The 20,213-nt window shown below is 69.8% G+C and carries 13 protein-coding genes; 8 read left to right on the forward strand and 5 right to left on the reverse strand.

The window, feature by feature from the left end; all coding sequences use genetic code 11:
- Window positions 1-168: 168 nt before the first annotated feature.
- From ACFYO1_RS41695 to aroQ, 3 genes are all read right to left on the reverse strand, one after another.
- Window positions 169-1,638 carry a glutamate synthase subunit beta gene (locus ACFYO1_RS41695; protein ID WP_387244515.1) on the reverse strand — a complete coding sequence of 490 codons (1,470 nt, stop codon included), beginning with the start codon at window positions 1,636-1,638 and terminating at the stop codon, window positions 169-171.
- A gap of 59 nt (window positions 1,639-1,697) precedes the next feature.
- On the reverse strand, window positions 1,698-6,347 hold the full coding sequence (gltB, locus tag ACFYO1_RS41700) for a glutamate synthase large subunit (protein WP_387244518.1): 4,650 nt from the start codon (window positions 6,345-6,347) through the stop codon (window positions 1,698-1,700).
- A 949-nt stretch (window positions 6,348-7,296) separates the two neighbouring features.
- Window positions 7,297-7,881 carry a gamma subclass chorismate mutase AroQ gene (gene aroQ, locus ACFYO1_RS41705; protein WP_387244521.1) on the reverse strand — a complete coding sequence of 195 codons (585 nt, stop codon included), beginning with the start codon at window positions 7,879-7,881 and terminating at the stop codon, window positions 7,297-7,299.
- Between the two features lie 274 nt (window positions 7,882-8,155).
- On the opposite strand from aroQ, the gene ACFYO1_RS41710 reads away from it, so the two are divergent.
- Window positions 8,156-9,868, forward strand: a complete 1,713-nt coding sequence (locus ACFYO1_RS41710; protein WP_387244524.1) for a DUF4407 domain-containing protein — start codon at window positions 8,156-8,158, stop codon at window positions 9,866-9,868.
- Window positions 9,869-10,140: 272 nt separating this feature from the next.
- Window positions 10,141-11,748, forward strand: coding sequence for an adenylate/guanylate cyclase domain-containing protein (locus ACFYO1_RS41715; protein ID WP_387244638.1), 1,608 nt, complete (start codon window positions 10,141-10,143; stop codon window positions 11,746-11,748).
- A gap of 49 nt (window positions 11,749-11,797) precedes the next feature.
- Here the strand turns inward: ACFYO1_RS41715 and ACFYO1_RS41720 are convergent, their stop codons facing one another.
- On the reverse strand, window positions 11,798-13,348 hold the full coding sequence (locus ACFYO1_RS41720) for an MFS transporter (protein WP_387244527.1): 1,551 nt from the start codon (window positions 13,346-13,348) through the stop codon (window positions 11,798-11,800).
- 89 nt (window positions 13,349-13,437) lie between these two features.
- Between ACFYO1_RS41720 and ACFYO1_RS41725 the strand changes: the two genes are divergently transcribed.
- The 6 genes from ACFYO1_RS41725 to add all read left to right on the forward strand — a co-directional run bounded on the left by ACFYO1_RS41725 (window position 13,438) and on the right by add (window position 19,415).
- A complete protein-coding gene (locus ACFYO1_RS41725; RefSeq protein WP_387244530.1) occupies window positions 13,438-14,013 on the forward strand; it encodes a TetR/AcrR family transcriptional regulator in 576 nt (191 codons plus the stop codon).
- A gap of 121 nt (window positions 14,014-14,134) precedes the next feature.
- Window positions 14,135-14,932: a hypothetical protein gene (locus ACFYO1_RS41730; RefSeq protein WP_387244533.1), complete on the forward strand. Its 798-nt coding sequence runs from the start codon at window positions 14,135-14,137 to the stop codon at window positions 14,930-14,932.
- Window positions 14,929-15,975 carry a DUF4129 domain-containing protein gene (locus tag ACFYO1_RS41735; protein WP_387244536.1) on the forward strand — a complete coding sequence of 349 codons (1,047 nt, stop codon included), beginning with the start codon at window positions 14,929-14,931 and terminating at the stop codon, window positions 15,973-15,975. Before ACFYO1_RS41730 ends, ACFYO1_RS41735 begins: the two co-directional genes overlap by 4 nt.
- Before the next feature lie 67 nt (window positions 15,976-16,042).
- Window positions 16,043-17,032, forward strand: coding sequence for an AAA family ATPase (locus ACFYO1_RS41740; RefSeq protein WP_387244539.1), 990 nt, complete (start codon window positions 16,043-16,045; stop codon window positions 17,030-17,032).
- A 3-nt stretch (window positions 17,033-17,035) separates the two neighbouring features.
- Entirely contained in the window at window positions 17,036-18,331 is a 1,296-nt protein-coding gene (locus tag ACFYO1_RS41745; RefSeq protein WP_387244542.1) for a DUF58 domain-containing protein, read from the forward strand.
- Between the two features lie 67 nt (window positions 18,332-18,398).
- Complete coding sequence (gene add / locus ACFYO1_RS41750; RefSeq protein WP_387244545.1) at window positions 18,399-19,415, forward strand: adenosine deaminase; 1,017 nt, start codon at window positions 18,399-18,401, stop codon at window positions 19,413-19,415.
- On the opposite strand, the gene ACFYO1_RS41755 is transcribed toward add, so the two are convergent.
- The gene (locus tag ACFYO1_RS41755) at window positions 19,416-20,210 is read right to left on the reverse strand and encodes an RDD family protein (protein ID WP_387244548.1); all 795 of its coding nucleotides are present in this window, start codon (window positions 20,208-20,210) and stop codon (window positions 19,416-19,418) included.
- Between the last annotated feature and the right edge of the window lie 3 nt (window positions 20,211-20,213).

Raw genomic sequence — 20,213 nt, forward strand, 5'->3', positions numbered from 1 at the left:
CGGCTCACCGCAATGGCCCTCCACCGGAATCCGTTGACTGCCCAGAAACTTCGCCGGGAGTGTCGCCCGCCACGCACTCGCGGCAAATACGGAGAAAACGAACAAAGGCGCCCGTGGACATCGATGTCCACGGGCGCCTTTACCGCTCCGGTAAGAGAGGGGTTCAGCTCATCGCTGCGCGACCATGGTCGGGGTGATGGGGGCAGGCAGCGCCGTCTCACCCTCCAGGAAGCGGTCCACCGCGGCGGCCGCGGCGCGGCCCTCGGCGATGGCCCAGACGATGAGGGATTGGCCGCGGCCCATGTCGCCGGCGACGAAGACGCCGGGGATGTTGGTCGCCCAGTTCTTGTCCCGCTGGACGTTGCCGCGCTGGTCGTAGCCGACGCCGAGATCCTCGAGCAGGCCCGGCTTCTCCGGACCGGTGAAGCCCATGGCGAGCAGCACCAGGTCGGCCTCGAGGGTGAAGTCGGTGCCGTCCACCTTCTCGAAGCGGCCGTTGGCCATCTTGACCTCGTGCGCCTGCAGGCCGGTGACCTTGCCATCCGCGCCGAGGAAACGCTCGGTGTTGACCGAGAACACGCGCTCGCCGCCCTCTTCGTGCGCCGAGGACACCCGGAACATGAGCGGGTAGGTCGGCCACGGCGTGGACGCGGCGCGCTCCTGCGGCGGACGCGGCATGATCTCGAACTGGTGGATGCTCTCCGCACCCTGCCGGTGCGAGGTGCCCAGGCAGTCCGCGCCGGTGTCGCCGCCGCCGATGATGATGACCTTCTTGCCCTTCGCGTGGATGGGCGGCAGGCCGTCGGCATCGGTGACGTCGTCGCCGAGCTGCACCTTGTTGGCCCACGGCAGGAACTCCATGGCCTGGTGGATGCCGTCGAGCTCGCGTCCGGGGATCGGCAGGTCACGCGCGACGGTGGCGCCGCCGGACAGCACGATCGAGTCGTACTGCTCGCGCAGCTGCTCGGCGGTGATGTCCACGCCGACGTTCACGCCGGTCTTGAAGATGGTGCCCTCGGCCTCCATCTGCGCCATCCGGCGGTCGATGAAGCGCTTCTCCATCTTGAATTCCGGGATGCCGTAGCGCAGCAGCCCGCCGATGCGGTCGGCCCGCTCGAACACGGTCACGGTGTGACCGGCCCGGGTGAGCTGTTGCGCGGCCGCGAGACCGGCCGGGCCGGAACCGACCACGGCGATCTTCTTGCCGGTCAACCGGGTCGGGTAGACCGGGGCCACCCAGCCCTCGTCGAAGGCGTTCTCGATCAGGTCGATCTCGACCTGCTTGATCGTCACCGGGTCCTGGTTGATGCCGAGCACGCAGGACGCCTCGCACGGCGCCGGGCACAGCCGCCCGGTGAACTCCGGGAAGTTGTTGGTGGCGTGCAGCCGGTCGATGCCCTCGCGCCACTGACCCTTGTAGACCAGGTCGTTCCACTCGGGAATCAGGTTCCCGAGCGGGCAGCCGTTGTGGCAGAACGGAATACCGCAGTCCATGCAGCGGCTGGCCTGCCGCTGCAGGGTCGCCTTCGGGTATCCCTGCTCGTAGACCTCTTTCCAGTCCATCAACCGCAGTTCGACCGGACGGCGGGCGGGTAGCTCCCGCGAGGTGTGCTTCAAAAATCCTTGTGCGTCAGCCACGTTCGGCCTCCGTAATCTTGCCTGTGGACATCGGACTCAGCTGTTGGGGGCGGCGGGTACTAGCCACGGGCCGCCTCCATGATCGCCTCGTCGACGTCCTTGCCGGCCTTCTCCGCCTCGGAGATGGCGAGCAGGACCTTCTTGTATTCGCGCGGCATGAGCTTGACGAAGTGGTTCACCTGCTGCGACCAGTCGCCCAGAATGCGTTCGGCGACAGCCGAACCCGTCTGGTCGCGGTGCTGGGTGATGATGTCGCGCAGCCAGGTGAAGTCGTCACCGGAGAGCTGCTCGACCGCGTCGGCCTGCTCGGGGTTGAGCCGGGACTCGAAGGTGCCGTTCGGGTTGTAGACGAACGCGACACCGCCGGACATGCCCGCGCCGAAGTTGCGGCCGGTCTCGCCGAGGATGACCACCCGGCCACCGGTCATGTACTCCAGGCCGTGGTCGCCGACGCCCTCGACCACCGCGAGGGCGCCCGAGTTACGCACGGCGAACCGCTCGCCGACCACGCCGCGGATGAACGCCTTGCCGTTGGTGGCGCCGAACAGGATCACGTTGCCCGCGATGATGTTCTCCTCGGCCACGAACTCGGCCGGCGCGTTCAGCGACGGGCGCACCACCAGGTGGCCACCCGAAAGTCCCTTGCCGACATAGTCGTTCGCGTCACCCTGCACGCGCAGGGTGATGCCGGCCGGCACGAAGGCGCCGAAGCTGTTGCCCGCCGAACCGGTGAAGGTGATGTCGATGGTGTCGTCGGGCAGGCCCGCGCCACCGTAGAGCTTGGTCACCTCGTGGCCGAGCATGGTGCCGACGGTGCGGTTCACGTTGGTGATCTTGGTTTCGAACTTCACCGCCTGGCCACGCTCGAGCGCGTCCCGGCTCTGCGAGATCAGCTGCTGATCCAGCGCCTTGTCCAGGCCGTGGTCCTGCGTCTTGGTGCAGCGGCGGTCCTGGTACATGAACGCGGTCTCGACGTTGTCGAGGATCGGCGAGAGGTCCAGCTTGCTGGCCTTCCAGTGCTGCTTGGCCTTGGCGGTGTCGAGCAGGTCGACCCGGCCGATGGCCTCGTCCAGCGTGCGGAAGCCCAAGAGCGCCAGGTGTTCCCGGACTTCCTCGGCGATGAACAGCATGAAGTTCTCGACGAATTCCGGCTTGCCGGTGAAGCGTTCGCGCAGCACCGGGTTCTGCGTCGCGACACCCACGGGGCAGGTGTCGAGGTGGCAGACCCGCATCATGATGCAGCCCGAGACCACCAAAGGCGCGGTGGCGAAGCCGAATTCCTCGGCGCCGAGCAGCGCGGCGACCATCACGTCGCGGCCGGTCTTCATCTGACCGTCCACCTGCACGACGATCCGATCGCGAAGTCCGTTGAGCAGCAACGTCTGCTGGGTCTCGGCCAGGCCGAGCTCCCACGGGCCACCCGCGTGCTTGAGCGAGGTGAGCGGCGAGGCGCCGGTGCCGCCGTCGTGGCCGGAGATCAGCACCACGTCCGCGTGTGCCTTGGACACACCGGCGGCGACCGTGCCGACGCCGGGCTCCGCAACAAGTTTCACGTGAATCCGCGCCTGCGGGTTCGCGTTCTTCAGGTCGTGGATCAGCTGCGCCAGATCCTCGATCGAGTAGATGTCGTGGTGCGGCGGCGGCGAGATCAGGCCGACGCCCGGCGTCGAGTGCCGCACCTCGGCGACCCACGGGTACACCTTGTGCGCGGGCAACTGGCCGCCCTCGCCGGGCTTGGCGCCCTGCGCCATCTTGATCTGGATGTCGGTGCAGTTGGTCAGGTAGTGCGCGGTCACGCCGAAGCGGCCGGAGGCCACCTGCTTGATCGCGCTGCGCCGCCAGTCGCCGTTCTCCTCCGGCTCGAAGCGGGCCGGCGACTCGCCGCCCTCGCCCGAGTTCGACCGGCCGCCGAGGCGGTTCATCGCGACCGCGAGGGTCTCGTGCGCCTCCGCCGAGATGGAGCCGTAACTCATCGCGCCGGTGGAGAACCGCTTCACGATCTCCGAGGCCGGCTCGACCTCGTCGATCGAGATCGACGCGCGCTCCTTCTTGAACTTGAACAGGCCGCGCAGCGAGGCCAGCCGCTCGTTCTGGTCGTCGACCAGCTTGGTGTACTCCTTGAAGATCGAGTACTGACCCGTGCGGGTCGCGTGCTGCAGTTTGAACACGGTGTCCGGGTTGAACAGGTGGTACTCACCCTCGCGCCGCCACTGGTATTCGCCGCCCACCTCGAGCTCGCGGTGCGCGCGCTCGTTGCGGTTCTCCAGGAACGCGAGCCGATGCCGCTCGGCGACGTCGGCGGCGATGTCCTCGAGGCCGATGCCGTCCAGGTGCGAACGCAGGCCGGTGAAGTACTCGTCGGCCAGTTCCTGGGACAGGCCGATCACCTGGAACAGCTGCGCGCCGGTGTAGGACGCCAGGGTGGAGATGCCCATCTTGGACATCACCTTGAGCACGCCCTTGCTCGCGGCCTTGTTGTAGTTGTAGACCGCCGTGCGGAAGTCCTCGGCGTGATCGCCGGTGCTGCCCGGCATTTCGAGCACGCCGCGCTCGAGCATGTCCTCGATGGTCTCGAAGGCCATGTACGGATTGATCGCGGCCGCGCCGAAGCCGACCAGCATGGCCATGTGGTGCACCTCGCGGGCGTCACCGGCCTCCACGACCAGGCCGACCATGGTGCGGGTGCGCTCGCGCACCAGGTGGTGGTGCACCGACGAGGTCAGCAGCAGCGACGGGATCGGCGCCAGCTTCTCGTTGGACTCGCGGTCGGACAGCACGATGATCCGCGCGCCGCCGTCGATGGCGGCCGACACCTGGGTGTTGATCGCCTTGAGCGCCTTGCGCAGTCCCTTGCCGCCCTTGGCCACCGGGTACAGGCCGCGCACGATCACCGAACGCAGCTCGGGCTGCGAGCCGTCGTCGTTGATGTGCACCAGCTTGGCCAGCTGATCGTTGTCCAGGATCGGCTGTTCGATGGCGATCTGCTTGCACGACTCCGGGCCGGGGTGCATGAGATCGGCCTCCGGGCCGAGCGCCCGGCGCAGGCTGGTGACGACCTCTTCCCGGATCGCGTCCAGCGGCGGGTTGGTGACCTGCGCGAACAGCTGGGAGAAGTAGTCGAACAGCAACCGGGGCCGCGGCGACAGCACCGCGATCGGGGTGTCGGTGCCCATCGAACCGAGCGCCTCGCCACCGGTCTTGGCCATCGGCGAGATCAGCAGGTTCAATTCTTCGTTGGTGTATCCGAAGATCTGCTGCCGGATGAGCACCCGGTCGTGCGACATGTGCACGTGCGGGCGGTCGGGCAGGTCCTCGAGCTTGGTCACGCCCGCGTCCAGCCATTCCTGGTACGGGTGCTCGGCCGCGAGATCGGTCTTCAGCTCCTCGTCGCCGACGATGCGGCCCAGCGAGGTGTCGACCAGGAACATGCGGCCGGGTTGTAGTCGGACCTTGCGGACCACCTTGGACGGGTCGATGTCGAGCACGCCGACCTCGGAGGCCATCACGACGAGGCCGTCGTCGGTGATCCAGATGCGGCTGGGGCGCAGGCCGTTGCGGTCGAGCACGGCGCCGACCACGGTGCCGTCGGAGAAGCACACCGACGCCGGGCCGTCCCACGGCTCCATCAGCATCGAGTGGTACTCGTAGAACGCGCGCCGCTGCTGATCCATGGTCTCGTTGCGTTCCCACGCCTCGGGGATCATCATCAGCACGGCGTGGGGCAAGCTGCGGCCGCCGAGGTGCAGCAGTTCCAGCACCTCGTCGAAGCGCGCGGTATCGCTCGCCCCGGGCGTACAGACCGGGAAGATCTTCTCCAGCCGGTTGTTGCCGGCCGAGTCGATGCCGAAGATGTCCGAACGCAGCAGCGCCTCGCGCGCCCGCATCCAGTTCTCGTTGCCGGTGACCGTGTTGATCTCGCCGTTGTGCGCGACCCGGCGGAACGGGTGCGCCAGCGGCCAGGACGGGAAGGTGTTGGTGGAGAAGCGCGAGTGCACGATGCCGAGGGCGGACTCCACCCGGCTGTCCTGCAGATCGAGGTAGAAGGCACGCAGCTGCGGCGTGGTGAACATGCCCTTGTAGACGAAGGTCTGGCCGGACAGGCTCGGGAAGTACACCGACTCCTTGCCGACCGCGCCCTCACCGGAACCGGCCTTGCCGAGCTCGTGTTCGACCCGCTTGCGGATCACGTAGGCGCGACGCTCCAGGTCCATTCCGGACAGTTGCTCGGCGGCACCCCGCGGCGAGCCGATGAAGATCTGCCGGAAGGTCGGCATCGCGTCGCGGGCCAGCGCGCCGAGCGACGACTCGTCGATCGGCACCTCGCGCCAGCCGAGCACGGCCAGGCCCTCTTCCTGCACGATCTTCTCCACGCCGTAGGCGGCGCGGGCGGCCTCGCGGCGGGCCTGCGGCAGGAAGGCGATACCGGAGGCGTAGGAGCCCTCCGGCGGCAACTCGAAGTCCACGATGGCGCGGAAGAACCGGTCCGGAATCTGGATCAGGATGCCCGCGCCGTCACCACTGTTGGGTTCAGCGCCTGCGGCACCACGGTGCTCCAGGTTCAACAGAGCCGTAATAGCCTTGTCGACGATGTCGCGACTGCGGCGGCCGTGCATGTCGACGACGAACGCGACACCGCAGGCGTCGTGTTCGTTCGCCGGGTCGTAGAGCCCGACGGGTCCAGGTGACCGGTGGCCAGGAAGTTGCATCATGCCTCTGCCTTCAAGAAGGGCGTTCGACGAAAAAGAAATAGGCAATTTCGTCTGAATGCCTCCGTACAAGACTGCGCCCGTACGTTCCGAAACCAGCCGCGCTGATGGTCTCAGTGTTCGATTAGTGGTGCTCTCGGGCTCTGCGTGGTTACGCAAGCTTCCGCCTCCGAGCCTGACGTTCGCACCACTGTGTGCAGTCACGTCTCCAGTTGTTCACCCGCTTCAGTGACGTAGTGGGTGCTCGTCGGTAACAGATCCCTAACGAGATCCTTACCTCCGTGCGGGTTCCGGCCCGCTACGCTGAGCACCGGTTAGGAGCTGCCCGAGCGGGCGAGGGGTGCCGAGCATTCTGTGTCCGGCGTAAGAGCAAACGATAAGTCAGGTCCGGGGCCCAACCAACTTAGGTTGCACTAATAACCGGGTCTAGCTGGGCTTCTTCATTCGGTCCTCCACGTGTGCGCGTCGTCCAGTGTAAAGCAGCGAGTAGCCCGTGATCGATCCCGCGGCACGCGTGGCCAGCCGCCTGCCGCCGACGCGCGAGAGCGGCCCCGAACCTCGCAAATAGGTCAGGGAAGCGCTCTCACCTGCATCGAAGATGATTTCCCCGGCTCGGCGCCCGGCAAACCACTCCGCGGCGGCTAACTCGAAACCGGGATGGATGAGAGATTTCCGACAGGGTCCTGACGAGCCCACGACGGGATCCGACCGTCCGGACTCTTTTGCCCGATGTGGCTTTCAGCACACATGTAGCTAACGGGACGGAGTGGTATTCGACACATTTTGGGAGCCGAAACCTATACGCCGTCAGGCGGTAATACACGCGACTTATTGCGGACCGATGGCCTTTTGACCGAATATTCGCCGACGGGGCGAACTCAGCGCCTGAAGCGGACGCTTAAAAAGGGGTTCAGGGGGTCCTAAGAACGGTTCTGCGCGAGCCGCGCAGCGTTCAACGCGGCGCACACAGTGCCGCTGCGGCACGTACCAGGGCGGCCTGATGCAGTGCGTCGGTATTACCCGCGCCGAATACCTCGAAGACGCTGAAAGCCAATCTTTCCGCGCAATCCGGTGCGGTCAGTTCGGCGCGTCGTGCGGCGAGCTGGTCGACGATCCCGGCGTTCACCCGGTCGATCACCGGCCGCACCGAGGCCAAGTCCGGGGCCGTGCCGGGCGCGGCGGCCGGGTCGAATCGCCAGCGGGTGATCAGGCCGCGCTGCACGATCTTGTTGGACTCGATCTGCGCGCCGAACACCTGCCGCACCCAGCCCTCCGGCAGGCCCAGGTCGGCGCCCGACCGGGCCATCGAGTCGTAGACCACGGCCTCCCTGGCCGGATCGTCGATGGTGGGTTCGGCGCCGGTCTGCGCGGCGCTCACCCACTTCGCCGCGGCCACCGCGTCGCCGGTGTTCAGGCGCTCGAGCACCAGCGCGACCAGGCGGTCCAGCGAGCCACGGTCGCCGGCCGGATCCGCGTTCGCGCTAATCGGCGACACGATCAAGGCCACCGACATGATCATCAGCGTGACGAACCGCATGAGCTGACCTCCTGGGATGGTGCGCGCGGGAACGGATCATCGAGTCAGAGTAGGCGAACCCGGCCACCCGCCTCAGCCGCCGACCACCGGGAAACAGCCTGTGCCGGACCGCTTCCCCGGCCGGGTACCCGCACCACATCGGCGGTTTTGTGAACCTGGCCACATACCTCCGATGCCACTCGGTGTGTCGGGGACGGTCCTGTCACGCTGTGACCACGAAACCGTGACGGTTGAGCCCGCGAAATCCCCTGGGACCAAGAGGATGTGAGTTCCCATGACCTTCACCGGCTTGTTCACCTGGCTCGGCGGGGGTCAGCACAGCGAAGTCGCCTACCGCCACGAACACACCAGCTACGCCGTCACCGGCACGGCGGTGCTGCTGTTCGCGGTCGTGTCCGGCCTCGTCACCGGGTTCGCGCTGGCCTCGATCGGCACCTGGGCGGTGCTCGCGATCGTTCTGGTGGCGCTGCTCGTCGCGGTGCTCGCGGGTGCGATCGCGCGGGCCCTGGCGACCGCGCGACCCGGCGGCGGCCCCGACCGGCTCGGCCTGCTGGGCCGGCTCGCCCTCGCGGTGCTGGCCGGCGGCCTGATCGCCGAGCTGGCCGCGATCGTCGTCTTCGGCGGCAGTGTCGACCGGACCCTGGACGAAAGAGCCCAGCGCTCAGTCGCTTCCGCACCCCAGGTGCGCACCGCGCACGCCGCACTGGACCAGGCCAGGGCCGACCGGACCGCGCTGGACCAGACGATCGCCAAGGCGCAGGCCGAGGTCGACCGTTCACTGACCATCGCCCGCTGCGAACTCAGCCCGAGCCCGGAATGCGCGCGACTGCCGATCACCAGGGTGCCCGGGCGCGGACCGGAAGCTCAGATCGCCAACGACATGCTCGACGACGCGCGCAAGCAGCTGGCCACGGCGCAGGGCCGGGTCGAGCCGCTCGAGCAGCGCATCGCCGACGACGAAAAGGCCGTCACCGCGGCCGAAGCCGCCGCCTTCGACACCGCCGACCGCGGCCTCGGCGCGCGCTGGCAGGCGATGAACGACTACACCACCCAGCACGGCGGGGCCATGCCGCTGCGCGTCTTGACCATCGTCGCGCTGATCGCCCTCGCCCTCTTGCCGCTGCTGCTGCGCTGGTGGCGCGGCCAGACCTCGTTCGACCGGCGCACCGCGTTCCTGGATGTGCAGGACCGGGCCGAGCACGCGGCCGACGCGGCGATCGCGATCAAACGGGCTGAGACGCGCGCCGAGGCCGAGGCCTTGCGGGCCGAACAGGAACTCGCCGCCGCCCGCCTCGCGGTCGAGGCGGACAACGCCATCGACCGGGAGCGGCAGCGCACCCGGATCGTCGCGGCCATCGGTGGGCTGGAGATCGGCATCAGCGAACCGCCGGGCCGCCCCGAACTACCAGCCGCACCGGCTGACGACCGAAAGGACAGCCCCGTGTCTGCCGAAGGATTCCCGAACCTACCGGCGCCCGTCACCGCGCGGTCGCTCGCACCGAACGCCGGCGTGCCCGCCCGGTTGCCCAAGACCGGTGGCGGGCTGGAACTCCCGCTGATCGGCACGGTGCCGTTCACCGACACCGCGGCCAGGTTGATCCGCCCGCTGGTCCCGTCGTTCGTGGCCAACGCGATCGACAACGCCACGCATCCGCTGCGCACGGCCAGGCAGGCGTTCGAAGAGGTCGAGGAGATCACCTTCACCCTCAAGCGCACCCGCAAGGTCACCATCGACACCCAGGACTCGACCGTCCAGGCCGGATATCAGCCGGCACCGGGATCGCCCGAGGCCCTGCGCGCCCAGCACCTCGCGGCCACCGTGGTCGACGCGGACTACGGGCAGCAGGACCCGCGCTACCCGGCGCTGCCGGACGGTCCCGGCGACCAGGCGTACGGCCTGGCCGCCGCGCGGCCGGACGAGCTCAGCGGCCGCCGGCAGTCCGGGCTTCCCGGCCGCGACCAGCGGGAACTGCCGCGCGGGCGCTGAGTGCCTACCGTGGGGCCATGCGACGCGTTCGAGCGAACCGGGCCCGCACGATGTCGGCGACGCACGGGGGCGGCGTCGCCCTGGCGCGCTGCCCGATCCGCCACGAACTCGCCCAGCGCCACCGCCCCGCCGGTCGCGCGCGACCGACCGGCCCGGTGGACCGGTTCTGCGCCCGCGCCGACCTGCGGACCCGCCCGATCGTCGAGGCGCTCGGCCGATCGTGGACGTCTGGTCCAGCTCTTCGCGGGTGGTCCGGCCTAGGCTTTCCTCCCATGGCCTCCAGTGACGTTTCGACAGCCGCCTTCGGGTCGCGGCTGCTCGGACCGGTGGACGAATCGTCGGGGATGCGCCGGCTGCGGGTGCAGCTGCTGCTCACCGTGCCGCTGGTGGCCGCGAACCTGGCCGGGATGGCGGTCACCTTCGCGCTGATCGGCTTCGTGCTGCCCGGCCCGACGGTGTTCACCAGGGAGCTGCTGCTGCTCGATGTCATCGCGACGCCGGCCTACTCGGCGCTGGCCTTGCTGATCGGCATGTGGTGGGGCACGGTCAGCGGGCTGCGCGCGTTGCGCTGGGCGACCGATCCGGACCAGGTGCCGAACGAGGCCGAGCAGATCGCCGCCGCCGCGGTGCCGCGCCGGCTGGTCGTGCGGCAGGCGGTGCTGTGGTTCGCCGGCGCGGCCGTGCTGACCCCGCTCTACGGCGTGGTCGAGCCAGCGCTGATTCCGAAGATCCTGCTCGGCATCGGTTTCAGCGCCATCGTGGTGTGCGCCAACAGCTATCTGATCGCCGAATTCGCGCTACGAGCGGTGACCGCGCGGGTGCTCGATGCCGCGCCCTCGCGGCGCAGACGCGGAATGGGCGTGTTCGCCCGTTCGCTGATCGCCTGGATGCTGGGCGCGGGCGTGCCGGTGGCGCTGTCGATGATCGTCGCGGTGTGGGCGCTGGTCGATTCGTCGGTGAGCACGGCCCGGCTCGCGGTGTGCGTGCTGTCGCTGGGCGGCGCCACGCTGGTGTTCGGCCTGCTGCTGATGATGCAGACGGTGGCCGCGACCATCGCGCCGATCCGCGGCGTGCGGCGCGCGCTGCGGCAGGTGGAGGACGGCGACCTGCGGGTGAACATCACCGTGTACGACGGCACCGAATTGGGCGAGCTGCAAAGCGGTTTCAACCACATGGTGGAGGGGCTGCGCGAGCGCGAACAGATCCGGGACCTGTTCGGCAAGCACGTCGGCCGCGAGGTCGCCGACGCGGCGCTGGCCGGCAACCCGTCGCTCGGCGGGGTGGAGACCGACGCGGCGGCGCTGTTCGTCGACATCGTCGGCTCGACCACCATGGCCGCGACCGTGCCCGCCGCCGAGATGGTGGCCATCCTGAACCGGTTCTTCGACATCGTGGTCGACGAGGTCGAGGCGCACGGCGGACTGCTCAACAAGTTCGAGGGCGATGCCGCGCTGGCCGTATTCGGCACGCCCGCCGCCCTTTCCGACGCCTCCGGCGCGGCCCTGGCCTGCGCCAGGGCGATCCGGCGGCGGCTCGACACGACCGCCAACGACTTCATCGCCGCCATCGGCGTCGCCGCGGGCCGGGTGGTCGCGGGCAATGTCGGCGCCCGGCAGCGCTACGAGTTCACCGTCATCGGCGACGCGGTGAACGAGGCCGCCCGCCTGTGCGAACTCGCCAAACAAGACGACCTGCTGCTCGCCTCCGCCAACACCATCGCCGCCGCGGATCCGGCCGAGACCGGGCACTGGGAGCTCGGCGAATCCGTCACCCTCCGCGGCCGTCTCACGCCCACCCGGCTCGCCCGCCCGCGCAGCGCCGGACCGCGCGCCGATCAAGGCCGCCGCGGCGGACAGCACAGCGACGGATTTTCCGCGTAAAGCGGACGTACCCCGCTCCGCCGACGCGGAACGGGGTACGAATCGACCATTACTGCGGACGCGCCGCCCGCAACCGGAACGCCACCACCGCGGCGATCAGCAGGATCGAGGCCGTGCCGATCGCGGCGAAGTGGATGCCGGAGACGAACGCCGTGTGCACCGAGGCGAGGAACTCACCCGATACCGCCTCCGGTAGCTGTCGCGCGAATCCGGTTGCCGCGCCGAGGGATTCCGACGCGACACCCACCTGGTCGCCGGGCACGTGGGTCAGGTCGAGCCCGTTGCGGAAGATGGCCATGACCACGCTGCCGAGGATGGCCACGCCCAGCGCGATGCCGGTCTCGTAGGCGGTCTCCGACACCGCCGCGGCCGCGCCGGCCCGCTCGACCGGCGCCGAGCTGACCACCAGGTCCGACGAGACCGTCAGCGCCACACCGACGCCCGCGCCGATGAAGAGGAACCCGAGGATGAACGGCGTGGTGCTGCCCGCGGCATCCGGCCCGAGCCAGAGGAACAGCGCGGAACCGAACGCGGCGACGGTCAGGGCGCTGCCGAGCACCGCGCCGGGGCGGATCCGCTGCACCAGCCACGCCGCGGCGAGCGAGGCGAGCACGCTGGCCGCGAGGCCGGGCAGCAGGAGCAGGCCGGCTTCCATCGGCGAGTGACCGAGCACCAGCTGCAGGTACTGCGAGCCGAAGAACAGCACACCGGCCAGCGCGAACACCGCGAGCAGGTTGGTGATCACCGCGGTGCGGAACCTGGGCAGCGCGAACAACTTCAGGTCCAGCATCGGGTTGTCCAGGGTGCGCTGCCTGCGCACGAACACCACGCCGGCCAGCACACCGGCCATGCCGATAACGGCCGAGGTCAGGCTGAGCCCGTGCGCCGCCGACTCCTTGATCGCGTACACGATCGGCACCAGCGCGAGCATGGACAGTCCGGCGCTCGGCAGATCGAAGCGACCCGGATTCGGGTCCCGGGATTCCGGCACCAGGAACGGCCCCAGGGCGATGAGCACCAGCATGACCGGCAGGTTCACCAGGAACACCGAGCCCCACCAGTAGTGCTCGAGCAGCCAGCCGCCGAGCAGCGGTCCGGCCGCCGCGCCGCCGCCCGCCATCGCACTCCACACCGCGATGGCGACGGTGCGCTGGCGCGGATCGAGGAACATCGAGCGGATCAGGCCGAGCGTCGCGGGCATCAGCGTCGCACCGGCGACGCCCTGCAGCACGCGCGCGCCGATCAGCATCTCCGGCGAGACGGCCCAGGCCGCGATCACCGACGCGAGGCCGAACCCGGCCGCGCCGATCAGCAGCAGCCTGCGCCTGCCGATCCGGTCACCGAGGTTGCCCATCATCACCAGCAGGCCGGCCAGCACGAACGAGTAGACGTCGATGATCCAGAGCAGCTGCGGCGTCGTCGGCGCCAGGTCCGCGCTGATCGCGGGCACGGCCAGGTCGAGCACCGTCGCGTCGACGGCCAGCAGCAACAGCGCGAGCGCGAGCACGGCCAGACCCGCCCAGTCGCGTGCGGTGGCGCGGGGTGGGGTCTCGAGGTTCGGCCCGGTCAGCCGGGGGTTCTTCGCGGTGTGTGTGGTCATTGGCTTTCTCGACTTTCGTCGCACATCTCTTCTTACCGTCCGGACGGTACAGTACCAGACCTTACCGTCCAGCCGGTATAGTTCCGCTGGTGACGGCTAACACCCGCGACCGAATCCTGGACGCACTCGAATCCCTGCTCCTGGAAAAAGGCATGTCGCACGTGACGCTGGAGAGCGTCGCGGCGCAGGCCGGCGTCTCCAAGGGCGGGCTGCTCTATCACTTCAAGAGCAAGGACGCGCTGCTCGCCGGGCTGGTCCGCAGACTCACCGACCGCGCGGGTCAGCAGCTGGACGAACACCTCGAACGCGGCCAGTCCGTCGCGGGCTGGTATCTGCAGACCCCGAACACCGACAATGCCGCCGACGCGGTGGAACTCGAGATCTATCGCTCGATGCTGGCGACCATGCGCACCATCGACGCCGCGGCCGGCACCGAGGTCGACGAGGTGCAGCAGGCCCTGATGGAAATGATGGACTCCTGGTCGGACGGCCTGGACAAGGAGATCGACGATCCGGTGCAGTCCGACATCATCAGACTCGTCGGCGACGGCGTGTATCTGCGTGCGCTGCTCGGCCTTCCGCCCATCGACCCCGCGCGCTACCGGCAGGTGGTGGCACGGCTGCTGGACCAGAACGTCGAACCCGCGCCGAACTCGACCACGTAGGACCTGCACGGGCGGCAAATCGGACGTCGCCCGTTAGACTCGGCCCGTGCTACCAGCCGCCGACCCGGCCGGTGCCGTCGGGGCGGGGAGCGATCCGGTACCAGGGTCCCCTGGAACGACGGTGCCGATCCGTCCGATGACCTTCCGCGAACTGCTGGACGTGCCGTTCGCGCTGATCCAGGCGAACCTGCGCGCGCTGGCCTGGTCGAGCGGGTCCGCGCTGGTCGCCGCCGAGCTGGTGGTCGTCGCGAGCACCGCGGGGATCTCCGCGCTGACCGGCGATTCGGACTCCGCCACGGCGTGGGCGGCGGTCCTGTCGACGATGGCCTGCGTGTGGCTGCTGCGGTTGGTGCTGCGCGGAACGACCGTCGCGATCGGGCTGGCGAGCGTGTCGGGCGCACCGATCGACGCGCGCACAGCCGTGCGCCGGGCCGGCGCGGCCGCCGGGCCGATGCTGATCTTCCAGATCCTGTACACCCTGGTCGGATTCGGCGTGCTCGCGGTGTCCGCTCCGCTGATCATCAGCGTTCCGTTCGGGGTGGCCTGGCTGGGCTGGCTGCGGGCCAAGCGATTCGTCGCGGTTCCGGTGATGCTCGTCGAGCGGGCCCCGTATCAGGCGGCCGTCGCTCGCTCGAAACTGCTCGCCGCCGGCGCGGAATGGCAGACCGCCGGACTGTGGTTCATGCAGCGCTGCCTGCTCGCGCTGCTGGCCGTGCCGCTGCTCGGGATTCCCTGGTACCTCTCCGATTTCTCCGGCACCCATCGGTGGCCGGTGATCGTGCTGCTCACCGGCGGGGTGCTGCTGGTGGTCGCGTTCGGCGAGGTCGTCGAGGCCGCCACCCGGGTGGTGTCCTACGTCGACCGCCGTTGCCGCCGCGAGGGATTGGACATCCACGTCCCCGGTCAGGCAATGCGATGAGCGAGTACGACGACGCGCCCGGAGACGCCCCGGCCCCGCCGAGCCCGCCGCGGCTCGGCGCCGCCGCCGACCACCGCGCCGCCGCCGAAAAAGCCGCGCAGCACCGCGATTTCGACCGCGCGCTGCGCGAACGCTTCCGCGCCGTGCTGCGCGGACTGGAACAGCGCGGCGTGCTCGAGGTGCGCCGGTCCCGCACCGCCCGCGAGACCGCCAACGACGTGACGACCGCGCTCCCGCTCGAGTCCGTCGCCGAATTCCAGCCCGCGGCACACAGTTTCGATGAGGTCGTCTACGGCGGCCGGCGCGCCACCGAGGACGAATACCGCAGGCTCGAATACGCCGACCGGTTCTCCGCGGCAGCGCCACCGCCGGCCCTCGAACCGACGGAGGTCACCGCCACCGAAAAGGCGCCGCGCACCCGCCGGACCCTGCCGCCGCTGCCGGATCTGTTGCGCAACCCCAAGTTCTGGGCCGCCGTGGCGGGCCTGGCCGTGCTGCTGCTCCTGCTCTACGCCTCGCTCCAGTCCTGCGGCGCGCCGAACGCGCCGACCCCGCAGCAACCGCCGGACATCCCGCGCACCAGGCCGCCCCGCGACTCCGGCGGTTCGGGCTTCGGCACCGGCGACGACGCCATCTGGGATCGGCTGCCCGCCCCGGTCTTCTTCGGCGGCCTGCAATTCCTGATCGCCGCCGCCCTGGTCGTGTGGTGGCGGGCCCGCCGGCGCGGCGCGCTGGTGCGTGAACCGCGCCCGGTCGAGGTCGCGGCGAACGAGCTGCTCGCCGGCCAGGCCGCGCTGTACCGGCGCTCGAAGGACCACGAGCACGTCGCGAACAAGCTGCGCGCGGCGACCCTGCGCCGGATCCGCCCACCGCTCGGCATGACCGCCGACACCCCGCCGGACCGGCTGATCGCCGCCGTGGCAGCGCGCACCGGCCAAGCTCCGGACCGGATCGGCCGCGCCCTGTTCGGCCAGGTGCCGGATGCCGAAACGCTGGAACTCGTGGCCACCCAGCTCGACTGGATCGAGGCCGAGCTCGGATGAGACACCAACGCGCAGCACGCTTTCCCTCGACGGGGCGCGGGAACCCCCGCCTGACACTGGAGGTCGGATGACCATCCCCACCAAGGACACCAACCACACCCCCACCGCCGAGGAGGCGGCGGCCGCGTTCGCGGCGTTGCGCGCCGAGATCGGCAAGGCGGTGGTGGGCAACGACGGCGCGATCATGTACCTGGTGCTCGCGCTGCTGTGCCGCGGTCACGTACTGCTGGAAGGCGTTCCCGGCGTGGCGAAGACGCTGCTGGTGCGGGCCTTGGCGACGGCGCTCGAGCTGGACCATGCCCGGGTGCAGTTCACCCCGGACCTGATGCCCGGCGACGTCACCGGCTCGCAGATCTACGATCCGCACTCGGCCGAGTTCACCTTCCGGCAGGGCCCGGTCTTCACCAACCTGCTGCTGGCCGACGAGATCAACCGCACGCCCCCGAAGACCCAGTCGGCGCTGCTGGAATCCATGGAGGAGCGCCAGGTCTCGGTGGACGGGCAGCCGCGCCCGCTGCCCGACCCGTTCGTGGTGATCGCCACCCAGAACCCGATCGAGCAGGAGGGCACCTATCCGCTGCCGGAGGCGCAGCTGGACCGGTTCCTGTTCAAGGTCGACGTCCAATTGCCCGGTCGCGACGACGAATTCCGCATCCTGCAGCGGCACGCCGCCGGCTTCGATCCGCGCGACCTGGCCGCGGCCGGCCTGCGTCCGGTGGCCGGGCCCGCGCACATCCTGGCCGGCCGCGCCGCGATCGCCAAGGTGACCATCGCTCCCGAGGTGCTCGCCTACATGGTCGACGTGTGCCGCGCCACCCGCATGTCCCCCGCCGTGCAGCACGGCGCGTCCACCCGCGGCGCCACCGCCCTGATGGCCGCCGCGCGCGCGTTCGCCTGGCTGAACGGGCGTGCGTTCGTCACTCCGGACGACGTCAAAGCCCTTGCCGTCACGGTGCTCCGGCATCGGCTGCAACTGCGGCCGGAGGCCGAGCTGGACGGCGTGACCACCGAGGGTGTCATGTCGTCGCTGCTGCTCTCGGTCCCGGTTCCGGTGTAGTCCGTGGTCGTCACCGGTCGGCTGGCCGCCGCGGCGGGCGTGCTCGCGCTGCTCGTCACCTTCGTCGTTCCGTCGCTGCTCGGCGTGCTCCTCGCGACCAGCGTGCTGGCCGCCGTGCTGCTCGTCGACCTCGTCTCGGTCGGGCGGGCGGGCGACCTCGCGCTGTCCAGGGCGCCGCTGACCACGGTCCGGCTCGGCCGGTCCACCGAGGTGGAACTGGTCGCGGTGAACAACGGCACCCGCCCGCTGCGCGGCACCGTATGGGACGACTGGCCGGACAGCGCCCGCACCGGGAACCGCACGCACACACTGGATCTGGACCCCGCCACGCTGGTCCGTTTCCGCACCACGCTGGCCCCGGCCTATCGCGGTGACCGGGTGGCCGGCCAGGTGACCATCCGACTGATCGGCCCGCTCGGCCTGGCGGGCAGGCAGTCCCGCCGCAGCGTCCCGGCGCGGGTGCGCGCGCTGCCCGCGTTCCGCAGCGAGCGCCTGCTGCGCTCGAAAGTCAAACGGCTGCAACAACTCGAGGGCCGCAACGTGGCCAACCTGCGCGGGCAGGGCGACGAATTCGACTCGTTCCGCGAGTATGTCGCGGGCGACGACGTGCGCGGCATCGACTGGCGCGCCACCGCCCGCGCCACCGACGTGCTGGTGCGCACCTGGCGTCCGGAACGGCACCGGCACATGCTGATGCTGCTCGACACCGGCCGGATCAGCGCGGGCCGGGTCGGCGACGGCACCCGCCTGGACGCGAGCATCGAGGCCGCGCTGCTGCTCGGCGGGCTCGCCGCGGCCGCCGGCGACTCGGTCGATCTGCTCGCCTACGACCGGGAGCCGCGCGCCGAAGTTCGCGGGATCAGCGGAAAAGGCTTGCAGCTCCGGCTGATGCACGCGCTGGCCGGGATCACCCCGGCCCTGGTCGACACCGACAGCGCGGGCCTGGTGCGCGCCGCCATCCAGCGCACCCGCCGGCGCAGCCTGGTCGTCTGGTTCACCAGTCTCGACGGGGCCGCGGTGCAGGAGAACCTGCTCCCGGTGCTGCCGACCCTCGCCCAGCGCCATCGCGTGCTGATCGTCTCGGTCACCGACCCCGACGTCGCCGCGGCCGCCGCCAAGCGCGATACCCGCGCCGACCTCTACCCCGCGGCCGCCGCCGAATCCATCCTCGCCGAACGCGCCCTGGTGCAGGAGTCGCTGCGCCGCAGGGGAATCGCGGTGGTCGCCGCCTCCCCCGAGCACCTCCCCGAAGCTCTCGCCGACGAATACCTGGAACTCAAACAGTCCGGCACGATGTAGCCCTCACCGACACAACTGCCGGGGGAACACCTCCCCGGACCGGTAGCTGCGGAGCATCATGGAAGCCATGTCTGATCTCGCCGCGTTCGTCCGCGGGCTGCCCAAGGCCGAGTTGCACCTGCACCTGGAGGGGACGCTGGAGCCGGAGCTGAAGTTCGAGCTGGCCCGGCGCAACGGGATAGAACTGCCGGAAAAGACGGTCGACGAGGTCAAGCAGACCTATCAGTTCCACGACCTGACCTCGTTCCTCCAGGTCTACTACCCCGCCATGCGGGTGCTGCGGGAACCCGCGGACTTCCACGATCTCGCCTTCGACTACCTGACCAGGGCGCACGCCCAGGGCGTCCGGCATGTCGAGATGTTCTTCGACCCGCAGGCGCACACCGGCCGCGGCGTCCCGTTCGCCACCGTGATCGGCGGATACCGCTCGGCGATCGTGCGGGCGCGGCGCGAGTTCGGCATCTCCGCCGAGCTGATCCTCTGCTTCCTGCGCGACTACTCCGCGGAGTACGCGATGGCGACCCTGCTGGAGGCACTGCCCTACCGCGACTGGATCGTCGGCGTCGGGCTCGACTCGGACGAGCGCGGCAATCCGCCGAGCAAGTTCGCCGCGGTGTTCGCCCGCGCCCGGCGCGAGGGCTTCCTGCTGACCATGCACTGCGACATCGACCAGCAGGACTCGATCGAGCACATCCGGCAGGCCCTGGAGGACATCGCCGTCGACCGGCTCGACCACGGCACCAACATCGTCGAGGACGACCGGCTGGTCGAACTGGCCAAGGGCAGGGGCATCGGACTGACCTGCTGTCCGGTCTCGAATTCGTTCGTCACCACCCTGATGAAGTCCGACGAGATCATCGCGCTGCTGAATCGCGGGCTCACCGTGACGATCAACAGCGACGATCCCGCCTACTTCGGGGCGTACGCGGCGGACAACTACGTCGCGCTCGCCGAACACGCAGGCCTCGACATCGATCAGCTGGTGGCCCTGGCGAAGAACTCGTTCCGCGCCTCGTGGATCACCCCGGCCCGGCTGGACGCGTTCCTGCGGGAGATCGACGACTACGTCGCGGCCAACCGGTAACTACGGACCGACCGGCAGCGGCGCCGGACCGAACACCGGGAACATCGGCGGCGGCAACGCCCGGCGCTGCCGCTCGGCAATCACCGCGCCGAGCACCTGCAACGGCGGATACCCGCCGGGCACCGGCACCTGTAGTCGCGCACACACCGCGCCGACCAGCGCGCTGCCCAGCTCGTGCTGCACCGCCGGTGTGAGGGTCCGGAACCGGCTCAGGTATTGCCGGACCGCCAGCGCCAGGTCATCCGGCAGCATGGCCAGCGGCAGCGGCGCGGCCCAGCCCGCGAGCCACGGCGGCGCGACCGCGAGCAGCGGCAGTGGCAGCGACCGCTGCGCGTGCACGACCACCGTGCCGGCCAGCACGTCGCCGACCCGGCGCGCGTTCGGCGAGCACATCGAGGTCAGCACCGCGACCGCGCCGAACGCGCCGAGCATCCAGAAGTCGACGATCGCCCCGGCCAGCCCGCGGGTGAGCGCGTGCCGGAAGTCGATCGGGCCGCCGTCCGCGCGCACCACCCGCAGCCCGAGCAGCAATTTGCCCAACGTGCGTCCGCGCCACACGGTTTCGCAGATCACCGGATAGCCGACCAGCACCCCGACGATGGTGACCAGCACGGCCACGTCCAGCCACGCCGTATCGGCCCCGCCGGGCAGCAGCACGCTGACGGTCAGCACGAACAGCGCAATGGCCAGCATGATCTGCACCACCACGTCGACGAGGAACGCGGTGGCCCGGGTGGGGATCCGGGCGATCGGCAGCTCTAGCGCGACCGCTTCGCCGGTGGTGAATTCAGCCATGTC

It is taken from the genome of Nocardia sp. NPDC006044, assembly GCF_042871115.1.
GTDB lineage: Bacteria > Actinomycetota > Actinomycetes > Mycobacteriales > Mycobacteriaceae > Nocardia.